This window comes from Alloacidobacterium dinghuense (genome assembly GCF_014274465.1).
GTDB classification, from domain to species: Bacteria; Acidobacteriota; Terriglobia; order Terriglobales; family Acidobacteriaceae; genus Alloacidobacterium; species Alloacidobacterium dinghuense.
The window spans coordinates 6,096,243-6,108,174 of sequence record NZ_CP060394.1; the positions used below are offsets into that span (position 1 = coordinate 6,096,243).

An 11,932-nucleotide genomic window follows, 5' to 3' on the forward strand; every position below is an offset into this window, starting at 1 on the left:
GCCGCCATATTTAGAAGTTGAAGGCAGCTTCCAGAAAGATGCTGCGGTTGCCTGCCGTCGGCGGCCCAAAGAAGCCTCCCGCCAGCGATTGTGATTTATCAAAGAAGGGCGACAACAGCGTGCCGTTCGGTGTGCCAAGATTCTGATGGTTCAGGATGTTAGCTCCGAAAGCCGTCAGCGTCAGGTTGTACTTGCGCGACACCGAAGCGTCCAGCCTTCCCGGACCACCCGTATTGCCGCTCAAGCCCGAAAAGCCACGTCCACGTCCACCGCCGCCGCCACCCGGGCCGCCGCCACCTGGCCCGGGCCCCTCAATCTTCGGCCCAAGGCCAATCACCTTGGCAACACGCATATTCAGATTGATATTCGACGGTCCTGTGCCATATCCATAAGGAACAATCCGCTCATTCGTCCCAAGCGGATTTGTATTCAGGCAGCCGAACCGCGTCTCCACAACTCCCGCCTCGCTGCAACTCGCCGCAAATGTGGGACGCGCATTGAACTGGTTGTTCGCCGTCAGATCATTGCCGATCGTCAGGTTATACGGCGTTCCAGAGTTATACCCGAGGAACGGTGAGAACGACAGCGCCCACGGAGCCTGGAAATTTCCTAGAATGATGAACCGGTTGTGTATGTCAAAGGCCGAGCGCCCATAATCGAGCTTCGGATCGTGCGCGTTCGAAAGAAATGAGTTTACCCCGCCCGTGTTGCTGCGCGCATTGTTGTACACATAGAACCCGAAAAAGCTGAGCCGCCGGAAGCGCGCCCTGCCGCTGGCAATCAACTGGCTCTGCCGGTAAAAACCGCCCGATTGATACGTGTACAGGTTCTCGCTCGGCGGTGCCAGATTCACAGCGTCCGCATACGTCCCGCTGGACGCGTCCCAGAACGGAGCGCTAATGTTGTTTGTCCAATATTGGTGTACCCCTTGGCTGTAAAGATAGGTCACGTTGGCAGTCGCATTTTTCGTAATCTGCCGATCGAGGCCGATGGCGCCTTGCATATCCACAGCAGCGCGGAAATGCGAGTCGATCTGGTAGTACGTCGGCGCAGGATTCGTATTAGGCTGGTTCGAATCAAACGACTGAATCACAATCTGCTGGTTCGAGACCCCGCCATTGACCGGCACATTGTGATGAATCGTATAGATCACAAAAGGCGTGCTGCCGCCGCCACCAAAGCTATTCGCGACACCCCAGCGCTGATAGAACCATCCGTAACCCGCGCGCAGCACCGTCTTGGCTGGCTTCTTACCACCGCCGTCGAGCGCGTATGCAAACGAGAGCCGTGGAGCCCAGCTATTGATGTCGTGGATATAGTTCTGCGCCTCCCAACGTAGCCCGTAGCTCAGCGTAAAGCGCGGATTGATCTTCCAGTCATCCTGATAAAACAGGCCGGAATCAAACAGCGTGGCGCGCGCCGTGTACGCGTTGTTGTTCACCACCGTGTATTGAAACCTCTGTGGCTGGTTGTTCAAGTAGTCCGTAAGCGACTGGTAGGTGTACAGTCCGTTCGTTCCCGCGTTGGTATAGTTGGCGTCGCGCGTAGCCCGCAATCTCGCGCCAAAGTTCAGCGAGTGCGCTCCTTCAGCCGCCGTGAAGTAATCCTGCAATTCGAAATAGTCCTGGTTATCGCGCAGCGTCCCGTTATTACTACCGCCCGAAGTAAAGGCTCCCTGCACAGAAATCGTCGGATCAGTCGAAAGCGGGGTCTGCTGTGCCCGCGTGCGCGTGTACTCAAAGCGCATATCGTTCACGACCCTAGGACTCATCACCCAGCTGTTGCTGATCTGAATTTCATTTTCGATATTGTGCGTGTTGTATCCAACCGTCGGCAGGCTGGTCGTCCCGATACCCGCGTTTGACTGTGTGTTGCGCGTAAAGTCGTAGCGAACCGTCAAGGTGTCCGCCTGGCCCAACTGGATGTCAAAGCGCGGTGCAATATCAATGCGGGTGCTCGGATTACTAACGGTGGTATTCAAATACTGAGGATTATTCGGATCAGTCGTCGTCGCTGGATTCACTGCATCCACCACGCTCACGTTCTGAATATTGCGCCCAAAGGCATTCAGGAAAAACGAGGTGTTCTTTGTGAGCGATGCGCCGATATTCCCGTTCAGAAAATAAGTGTAGTAATCCGGAAACGGAATCTTCGGCTGTCCCGGCTGCAGGTTCGAATTCAGAATTGGGTTCGCCGCGTTAAAGGCCGAAGTCGTCCCGCGCACATTGATGCTTCCATGCAGTTTGTCCGTACCAGGCTTGGTCAGAATTTCAATGCGCCCATAGCCGAGCCGGTCATACTGCGCAGAAAACGGATTCTGGTTCACGCGAATTTCGCGGATCGACGACTTTGGTGGAAGCTGCCCGCCGGTAAATCCATCGATATAAATCTGACCGCCATTTGGTCCCGCCGAAGGCCCGGCCAGCGCCTGCAACTCATTCTGCAGTTCATCGGGATCGTCTGACAGCGCATCCAAATCCTTGCCTTTCAGCACAACCGCATTGGCGTTGCTGTCCGGGCTTGTATCGACCGTCGTGCTCTCGGCCTGCACCTGCACCTGCTGCTGCTCAACTGCGATCGCCAGCGGCACGTCGAACTGCTTCGTCTGTCCTGCGCCAACCGAGATAGCTTTCGAATTCGACGAAGCAAAGCCCTGCGCATTCGCGATGACGATATACGTGCCCGGTGTCAGATTGTTGACCTGATACGTGCCGCCCGCATTCGACGTCACCGTGGCAACGGTGTGACCATCCGGCGTCGTCAGGCTTACATTCGCATTTGGAATCACTGCGCCCGATGGGTCAGTCACCTGTCCGCGCACAGAACCTTTCGCCGCCTGCGCCAATAACCGGCTCGCGGAAGCAAGACTCAACAGCAGAACCAGCAAGATAGAAAAATAGCGTATTAGAACTCTTTGCTTCACAAATTCTCCAAGAGTTTCAACGATTAGACGTAAAGTTGTGCTTACTGTTGCGCGGCCGCCGCGGAATCCCCGCCGCCGCCGAGACTCCAGGAAGAAGAAAATAGGCTCTGGCTTGCTTTGGTCGAAGCCTGGAGCATGGGTTCAACACCGGCAAGCAGCGTGATCGCCGTAGCCGTGTCGCTTGCGCCTTCGGTTGCGACAATCATCACCGCGTCGCCAGGATGCAGATCGGTAAGCTGCACACTCGGCGCGCGTTGCAGCATCTGCGAAAGATCTCCACGCTGGCCGCCTGCTCTGCCGCTGCCCATTCCGCCGCCATTGCCCGCAACAGGCTGCGCGCTGGCGGAAACCGGCTGTTCGCTGCCGCCCGATGCACCCTTAAACCGTGCTGCAATTCCTTGTGCCATCTCGGGCGCGAGTTTGTGCAATTGCGAATCCGGCGTGAAGCGAACCACAACCGGCTTCTTGGTAATGAGATCGGTGACCGTCAACGTTTGTCCGGCAGTATTCACGCTCGCTACCATCGCAGCAATATTCCGGAACGAGCCAGCGACAATCTCATCCGCATTGACTTCAGTCCCGTCAGTATTACGATCACCGCGTGCCCGCAATTGGTCGCCCGGTTTGATCTGGTCGAGCGAAGAAACTTTGGCATCATCGAATTTCACCGAATCCGGCGCATACCGTCGCACAATCGTCTTCGGCGTCGTGTGAATCGTATAAGTCCGCGACCCGGCCGTGACCACAACCGTTCCGGCTGCTGCATCAACAGACTTCACAATCCCGCCCAAGCCGCGCTTCTGCCAGTCCTCGCGGTCCTGCTGCTGCTTCTGCGCGATGTCACTCTTCTTCATCGCGATCACAGCCTGCGCGGAATACGTATTCTCCGCGGACCCGGGAGTCGCCCGCACCAGCACCCGGTCGCCAATCGTCAGATCCTGAGCCTTGATCGGCGTCGCGCTGCTCAAATCCTTCTGCCCCGGCTCCGTGCGCACAATGCGCGTTGCATCGCTGACCGTAATTGTGGAGACGACACCTGCATCGGACTTGATTGTGATCGCATCGCCGCTCACAGCCGTCACCGTTCCCAGCAGCCGCGCCGTCGATGCCGGGGCTGTCTGGCTCGCTTCCGCAAGTGCCGGAAAACTAACGGCGGTTAACCCGGCCGATGCCAGTAAGCTGAGCGCGAGCGATGTCTTCACAAAGGGCATAAGTAGATAGATGTCAATATCTTTCAGGAAGAGATCTTCTTCGGGGCCTAAACGACAGACGTGAGCCCACATTTGAAAGTTTCAAGCCTGATTCTAGCGTGAGCAACCGGTTACATGGCCCAAAATCTGTGTCCCGGCATTGTTTCCAGTGTTTGCCACGCGCCAGCCGTTGCCCGGTGAGTTTATGATCAGCGTTGGCCTTAGTGCAGCCTGCATCTCAGGCAGACAGGGCCAGCACAGATTGCGTCATTTTGAGGGGTTTGGAAACGGCATGGCGATCACAAACGTAAGCAGCTCTTCGGTCACAACCCACGCTCCCGGTGGAACCAACAGAAGTGCCATGGCGATGGTCACCACGCTCTTCTTCATGTGGGGCTTTCTTACTTCGCTCAATGACATCCTCATCCCGCATCTCAAGTCCATCTTTTCTCTCAACTACGCAGAAGCCATGCTCGTGCAGTTCGTCTTCTTTTGCGCCTACGCCGCTTTCGGGATCCCCTCAGGCAAAGTCGTCGAATGGATCGGCTATCAGCGGACCATGGTCGCTGGCCTCTTCACCATGTGCGTCGGAGCGCTGCTCTTCATCCCCGCCGCCAGCGTCCCTTCGTTCGCGCTTTTCCTCGCAGCACTGATCGTGCTCGCTGCGGGCATAACAGCGCTGCAAGTGGCAGCGAACCCGTATGTGTCCGTTCTCGGGCCGGCTGAGACCGCATCCAGCCGCCTGAATCTGACGCAGGCGTTCAATTCGCTGGGCACTGTCATCGGTCCGCTTCTCGGCGGTCTGCTGATTCTCGGCAAGGCAGCAAAGCACACAGAGGACGTAAGCACGCTCTCTCCGCAGGAACTCCACCTTTACCGTCTGCAGGAAGCAGCAACCGTCAAGTTCCCCTATGTGGCCATCGCTCTCGCGCTCGTCATCCTCGGTTTGGCCATCGCTCTCTTCAAGTTCCCACGTCTCGACGCGACCAAAGACTACCGTCCAATGGGCGACAAGAAAGACAGCATGTGGCGTCATCGCCACGTCGTTCTCGGCGCTGTAGGAATCTTCGTCTACGTCGGTGCAGAAGTCGCGATCGGCAGCTTCCTCATCAACTACTTCGGTCAAAAGGAAATCGGCGGCCTCACCCCGCTCGCAGCCTCAGCCCTCGTGCCTTTCTATTGGGGAGGCGCGATGATCGGCCGCTTCATCGGCTCAGCCATTCTGCAAAAGGTGCAGACGGGAAAGCTGCTGGCGCTTTGCGCCGTTGTCGCCGCCCTACTGGTCATTACCTCCATGCTCACCTTCGGCCACGTCGCCATCTGGAGCATCCTGCTCGTCGGCCTCTTCAACTCCATCATGTTCCCCAGCATCTTCACCCTGGGCATCGCCGAAATGGGCCCGCTCACCGGCGAGGCCTCCGGTCTTCTAGTCACCGCCATCGTCGGCGGAGCCATCATTCCCGAAATTCAAGGCATCCTCGCCGACCACATCGGCATTCACCACGCCTTCGTCCTGCCCATCCTTTGCTACCTCTTCATCGCCTACTACGGACTGAAGGGCTCAAAAGTACTCTCCTCTGAGTCAACGTATTAAGCTAGCCGGGTGCCCCATCCTTTCGCGCAGTTTGCGAAAGGGTGGGAGAGCACGCGGAGCCGAAGGACCTGCTTCTTCTTTGCTGTAGCACGGAAAAGGGTGCCCCATCCTATGCGAAGCATAGGGTGGGAAAGCAACACCTCCAACCAGCCATCATTCTGAGCGCGCAATCCGCGCAGCCTGTCCTGAGCGGAGTCGAAGGAAGAATCCCCACGGTGCGAACACGCCACAACAGCGAAGAACACTCAGCCATCCGCGAAGTGACTACCCACAAGACCACCACCCTTGATACCCTTGCGCAATGGAATCGTTGCCACCGGAGAACGACACGCAATGAACCGAAGAGAATTTCTAAGTGCCGCAGCAGCCACCGTGGCAACAAGTAGCCTCGGATTCGCCGAAACCCAGAGCGAACTCAAGCCCATGGCCCTCGGCCTGCTCATCAAGCCGGCCGACGGCCCGGAAGCCACCATCTCCCGCGTCAAGAACATGGGTTTCACCAACTGCTTCTTCTCACTCGACGCCTACATCGATAAATACACACCGGCATTAGCCGACGAGCTAGGCGGCCTGCTCAAGAAGTACGATGTCGTCGCGACGACAGCCGAAGTCGTAGGCCCCGGCCGCCTCGTCTGGGACTTTGAAGACGGCCCGTCAACAATCGGCCTCGTCCCCCGCCAAAGCCGCTCCGCCCGCATCGACGCCCTCAAGCAAACATCAGACTTCGCCAAGCTCCTCGGCATCGGCCAAATCCAGACGCACTGCGGCTTCATCCCCGAAAACCCGCGCGACCCGCTTTACGACGAAGCCGTTCTCGCCATTCAGGAACTAGCAAAGCACTGCGCTAGAAACGGCCAGCGCTTCCTCATGGAAACTGGACAGGAAACGCCCACTACCATGGCGCGCGCCATCCAGGACGTGAACCAGCCGAACCTGGGCGTCGGCCTCGACACAGCCAACCTCATCCTCTACGGTAAAGCGAATCCGGTCGACGCCGTCGACATCATCGGCCCGCACGTCCACGCCATCCACGCAAAAGACGGCAAGTGGCCCACCGACCCCATGAAGCTAGGCGAAGAAGTTCTCATCGGCCAGGGTCTCGTCAACTTCGAAGCCGTCCTCACCAAGCTCCACAATCTCGGCTACACCGGAGCGGTCACCATCGAGCGCGAAACCGAAGGTCCGCAGCAAATCGAAGACGTAAAGAACGAAAAAATCTACCTCGAAAAGATCATCGCCAAAATCCAGAACAGCTGATGAGCTCAGCGAGAAATCTCGGGTGCCCCATCCTTTCGCGCAGTTTGCGAAAGGGTGGGATACCACAACAGTTAACAGTGGCACTCAGGGTAGAAGGGCCGCCCCTTGAGGGCGGTGAAATAAGAAATCGAAAATCAAGGGGCTTCAGCCCCGGGCTTTCCAAACAGGAGCACGACGAAGATGGACAGAAGAAAATTCCTAACCGGAACCGCCGCAGCCTCAGGCCTCATGTTCTTAAAGCCCAAAACGGCCTTCGGCTACCAAGCCAACTCCGCCGTCCGCTACGCGCTGCTCGGATGCGGCAACCGCGGCACCTCCGTCGCCACCTCCTTCGCGAAGAACACCAGCGCCCGCATCGTAGCCATCGCCGACATCTTCCCCGACCAACTCGAAAAAGGCAAAGCCTACTTCGACGATCTCAACAAGTCTCTCGGCTACGCCGGCCCCGAACACCAGTTCCGCGGCTACAAAGCCTACGAAGAACTCGCCGCCTCGAAAGATGTTGACGCTGTCCAGATCTCAACGCCTCCGTACTTCCACGTCGAGCACCTCGAAGCCATGGTCAAAGGCGGCAAACACGCCTACTGCGAAAAACCCGTTGGCGTCGACATCCCGCAGACCATGCGCGCCCTCGAAATCGCCAAGCTCGCCGACGGCAAAGTCAGCGTCGACGTAGGCTTCCAGATCCGCAGCGCGCCGCCCTTCGTCGAAATCGTCCGCCGCATCCACAACGGCGACCTCGGCAAAATCGCCAGCGTCGCCGCGCACTACAACGCGCCGCCCGCAGTCGAGCACGACTACCCCAGCGCCTCCGCCGACGAGCAGCGCCTCCGCAACTGGCTCTGGTATCGCAATCTCTCCGGAGACATCCTCCTCGAACAAAACATCCACGTCATCGACATCTGCAACTGGGCGCTGCAAGGCCACCCCGTCAAAGCGCAAGCCACCGGAGGCCGCAGCGTCATCCAGCACGCGGGCGATACATGGGACAACTACCAGGTCATCCTCACCTACCCGGAAGAAGTCCATGTGAGCTTCTCATCCACGCAATTCTGCCCGGGCAAATGGTTCGACGTCTCCGAGCGCATCTTCGGGGCGAAAGGCATCGCCGAACTGCCCTACTCCGGCCCCCTGCGCATCATCGGCGACAACTCATGGACATGGACCGACAGTAGCGCCGGCGGCAAAGAAGTAGACCAACAACCTACCGGCTCCTTCGCCGCCAACGGAGCCTTCAGCGACAACCTCGCCCAGGCCGACTCCGAAAAAGACAAGGGCTTCATCGAAAGCATTACCTCCGGCAAATTCCACAACCAGATCGCCGCCGGCGTAGAAAGCGCCCGCAGCTGCATGCTCGGCCGGATGGCCGGCTATACCAAGCGCGAAGTCACCTGGGACGAACTCCTCGCCAACCACGAAGAATACAAACTAGACATCAACATGACCCAGTTCACCTAACGCGCGCCAGCTCCCACAACGCGCTGTCATCCTGAGGGCGAAGCCGAAGGATCTGCTTCTCGCCTCGATCAGCACGTAACCCGGGTGCCCCATCCTTTCGCGCATTTGCGAAAGGGTGGGAAAGCAAGCCCCCAACCCAGCGTCATTCTGAGCGCGCGAAAGAATCCAGCGAGGAGCCAGACACCACACAATCAACCTTCAGCCAAACCAAAAAACCATTTAACCAAACGGTTGACAGATAGATAAATCGAGCATAGCATTCAACCAAATGGTTAACTCTGCGGCAAAGCTGGACTCCATCTTCCACGCCCTCTCCGACCCGACGCGCCGCTCCATCCTCCGCGCCGTGTCAACCCGCGAAAGAACCGTGGGAGAAATCGCCAGGCCTTATCGCGTCTCGCTCGCCGCAGTTTCCAAACACCTCAAGGTGCTCGAATCCGCAAACCTCATCCATCGCGAAAAGCGAGGCAGCTTTCAGGTCGTGCGCCTCAACGCCCAGGCCCTCAAGACCGCCGAAGAGTGGCTGTCTTACTACGAACAGTTCTGGAACCGGAGACTCGATGCTCTCCAAACCTACTTTGAAGGAGAAAAGAAATGAGCGACCCTCTCAGCCTGCAAGTCAAACGCGTCATCAAAGCCTCGCCCGCAGATCTCTTCGAGGCCTGGACCCAGCCCGCGCTCATGCAGAAGTGGTACGCGCCCTTACCCGCGAAAGTAACTGCCGCGACCTCCGACTTGCGAGTCGGCGGAGCCTACCGCATCGATGTCCTGACCGGATCGGACCCGATCCACGTAGAAGGCGTCTACAAACAGATCATCCCCAATCAACTGCTCTCCTACACCTGGACCCCATGCACCGGCGGCCCCGGCTACGAAACCCTCGTCACCGTCGAATTCAAGCCGGCAAATAGCGGCACCGAAGTCATCATCACCCACGAAGGCTTCAAAGAAACCGAAACAAGAAGCAGACATGAATACGGCTGGAACGGCTGCCTCGACAACCTGGCGAAAATCACCGAAACAGTTACGGCGTGAGAACAAGCAAGACGTTCTGTCGGAAACAAAGTTGTCATCCTGAGCGAACCTTGAACGAAGTGAAGGGGGAGTCGAAGGACCTGCTTTTGTATCGGTCAGCACGAAAACGGGTGCCCCATCCTTTCGCACAGTTTGCGAAAGGGTGGGAGAGCACAACTCTTTCAAACGCGCATCTCCTGAGCTTGTCGCAGGCTACACGAACCGGAAGGAAGAAACGAAACTCAACTGTTACCCCTCCAACTTCTCCGCCATCTCCATTAGCTTTCGCACCGTATTCCAGTTCCGTCCCGTCCCCAGAACCTTCAGCGCCCGGTCGACCGCTGGCAACGACAGCTTCGATTTCCCCTGTCCATCCGGAAAGTAGATATACAGCTCGCGCGCCTCCAGCCGCAGCTCCTCTTGCTCGATCTTCACAGTAAAAACTTTCTTCCGCGCCACGTCATCAGGAGCGCTGCCCAAAAACCAAACCAGCAGTTTGCTAGGTTCAATCTCTTGCCGTCCCGCAAACGGATTCCGCACCACCACCCCGCGCATTTCCTCAGCCGTCCGCAAAACGACCTCCGGCCGGAAGCCGAAGCCTTTCTCAATCCCATCGCCAATCCGCTTGGCAATTTTCCGCAGATCCCGCTCCTTCGTTCGAAACACAACATTCCCGCTCTGAATAAAAGTCGCCACGTCCTCAAACTTCAGCGACTCATAGAGCGCCCGTAGCGCCTCCATCTTGATAATCTTCTGCCCGCCCAGGTTCACGCCCCGCAGCATCGAAATCACGACCGTCATAACGCATCGAGTGTAATCCGCGCACAGAAAACTTCCTACGCCTCTTCAATTTCGTCGAGAATGGGGCATGAGCGCGGCCGCCCCATCGAGAAAACCGTCTTCATCAGCTACCGCCGCACCAACGCCTTCGGCGCTGTGTCAAGCCCCTCAAACCAAATAATTCCTCTAAGTCACACATTCCAAAGCGAAGAAAGCAAGGCGGGCTTGGCGTACTATTTCGCCGAAACTGCTAAACTGGAAATAGAGAGAAAAAAGCCCGCCGAGACCCGGCGGGCTTTCGTGTTTTTTGGGAAGAGCCGATTTAAGGGCGCAAAAGCGCAGGGTAGAAGCACCGGGCTTTAGCCCGGTGAATCAGGACCCAGAGCCGAGGGGGCTTTCCCATCGCTTGACCCCTAACCCAAATTGTCAGACGAATTTAGCAAAAACATAGGGGGACCCCCCAAACTGGGACAGGGCCAGGAAAACGGGTGCCCCATCCTGCCTTCGCGCGTTGTTCGCGAAGGTAGGGTGGGTCGAACCAGAACGCGCAAAGCGCACCCTATAAAGTTCCGTAACCACTAACAAAAAGACGAATTTACGAAAAAACATACCGGGGGAGTCGCCCATGTACAACGAATGTCGCCACATCTTCACCAGCGGAAAGAAATGCCAGTCACCCGCGCTCAAAGATCAAAACAAAGACCAGAACTTCTGCTACTTCCACTCCAATACCCGCAAGCGCCCGACTCCGAAGGATCAACCCTACGACCCCTACACCGAACCCAAAGAAACCGCCCACGACCTTACCCCGCTCGAAGACGCCGACGCCATCCAACTCGCATTGTCCGACGTGGTCCTGGCCCTCGCCGCCAATCGCCTCGATTCCCGCCGCGCCCGCATCCTCATCTACGGCCTGCAGGTAGCCTCGCAAAACATCCGTCACCGCGAAGGCATGGCCGTGAAAGAACAGGCCCCAACCCTAACAGTCCGAGAGACCCACGAGCACGAAGACGGAACCCTCATCGGCCCGCCCCAGCAGACCCCCGACCCGGAAGAAGCCGCAGCCAGAAAGCGCCCGCCCAGCCTCGGCGAAATCCTGCTGCGCCAAGCCGAAGCCATGAAAGCCGAACGCGATGCCAGAAGAGCGCGAGGCGAAGAAATAGAACCCGTCAGCTACACGCTCTCCGATCTCTACGCCGTCGCCGAAGGTAACTCAACCTCGGCTCCGCGAAAGCTCAAACGCCCGCCGAGCCACCGGAGACGAAAGCACAATACTGGTTGTCGGAATCCCATAGGGCAGCAGCCGCTCGATCACCCGCTCCAACTCCGCAATCGACGCAGCCGTGACCTGCAGAAAGAAGGCGTCGCCCCCGGTCACGTGATGGCATTCCTGGACCTCGGGCAGCTCTTTCACAAACTTGAGAAATGGGTGATACCGCGGCCCATCGCAGGTCATGCGCACCATGGCCAGAATCGGCAACCCCAGCGCCTCGCGATCCACATCAACGGAATAGCCCCGGATGATCCCGGCATCCTCCATGCGCCGCAGCCGCTCCGCCGTAGCTGAGGCCGACAGCCCGATCCGCCGCCCCAGGTCAGCAAATGACGCCCGAGCATCCCGCTGCAACTCGGCAAGCAATTTTCTGCTGTAATCATCAAGAATTTCCGCTGAATCCATCGATGTTAGCTCCAAAACAGAACTAAATCATTGTAATC

At 57.7% G+C, this 11,932-nt stretch carries 10 protein-coding genes; 5 read left to right on the plus strand and 5 right to left on the minus strand.

Annotation, left to right across the window (positions count from 1 at the left end; genetic code table 11):
* Positions 1-10 precede the first annotated feature (10 nt).
* Complete coding sequence (locus tag H7849_RS25675; protein WP_186743282.1) at positions 11-2,923, minus strand: TonB-dependent receptor; 2,913 nt, start codon at positions 2,921-2,923, stop codon at positions 11-13.
* Between the two features lie 41 nt (positions 2,924-2,964).
* Complete coding sequence (locus tag H7849_RS25680) at positions 2,965-4,206, minus strand: hypothetical protein (protein WP_186743283.1); 1,242 nt, start codon at positions 4,204-4,206, stop codon at positions 2,965-2,967.
* A 199-nt stretch (positions 4,207-4,405) separates the two neighbouring features.
* Here H7849_RS25680 and H7849_RS25685 point away from each other — a divergent pair, with 199 nt between their 5' ends.
* The 5 genes from H7849_RS25685 (at position 4,406) to H7849_RS25705 (ending at position 9,457) form a co-directional block, all read left to right on the plus strand.
* A complete protein-coding gene (locus H7849_RS25685; protein WP_186743284.1) occupies positions 4,406-5,707 on the plus strand; it encodes a sugar MFS transporter in 1,302 nt (433 codons plus the stop codon).
* A gap of 333 nt (positions 5,708-6,040) precedes the next feature.
* Complete coding sequence (locus tag H7849_RS25690; RefSeq protein ID WP_186743285.1) at positions 6,041-6,964, plus strand: sugar phosphate isomerase/epimerase family protein; 924 nt, start codon at positions 6,041-6,043, stop codon at positions 6,962-6,964.
* Between the two features lie 180 nt (positions 6,965-7,144).
* A complete protein-coding gene (locus H7849_RS25695) occupies positions 7,145-8,422 on the plus strand; it encodes a Gfo/Idh/MocA family protein (RefSeq protein WP_186743286.1) in 1,278 nt (425 codons plus the stop codon).
* Between the two features lie 268 nt (positions 8,423-8,690).
* Positions 8,691-9,020, plus strand: coding sequence for an ArsR/SmtB family transcription factor (locus tag H7849_RS25700; RefSeq protein WP_186743287.1), 330 nt, complete (start codon positions 8,691-8,693; stop codon positions 9,018-9,020).
* Positions 9,017-9,457, plus strand: coding sequence for an SRPBCC family protein (locus tag H7849_RS25705; protein WP_186743288.1), 441 nt, complete (start codon positions 9,017-9,019; stop codon positions 9,455-9,457). The genes H7849_RS25700 and H7849_RS25705 overlap by 4 nt, the downstream gene beginning before the upstream one ends.
* Before the next feature lie 228 nt (positions 9,458-9,685).
* Here H7849_RS25705 and H7849_RS25710 read toward each other — a convergent pair whose 3' ends face one another.
* From H7849_RS25710 to H7849_RS25720, 3 genes are all read right to left on the minus strand, one after another.
* Positions 9,686-10,237 (minus strand): DUF1697 domain-containing protein, encoded by a 552-nt coding sequence (locus tag H7849_RS25710; RefSeq protein ID WP_186743289.1) that lies wholly within the window; start codon positions 10,235-10,237, stop codon positions 9,686-9,688.
* 652 nt (positions 10,238-10,889) lie between these two features.
* A complete protein-coding gene (locus H7849_RS25715) occupies positions 10,890-11,147 on the minus strand; it encodes a hypothetical protein (RefSeq protein WP_186743290.1) in 258 nt (85 codons plus the stop codon).
* Positions 11,148-11,429: 282 nt separating this feature from the next.
* Positions 11,430-11,894 (minus strand): Lrp/AsnC family transcriptional regulator, encoded by a 465-nt coding sequence (locus H7849_RS25720; protein WP_186743291.1) that lies wholly within the window; start codon positions 11,892-11,894, stop codon positions 11,430-11,432.
* Positions 11,895-11,932: the final 38 nt, after the last annotated feature.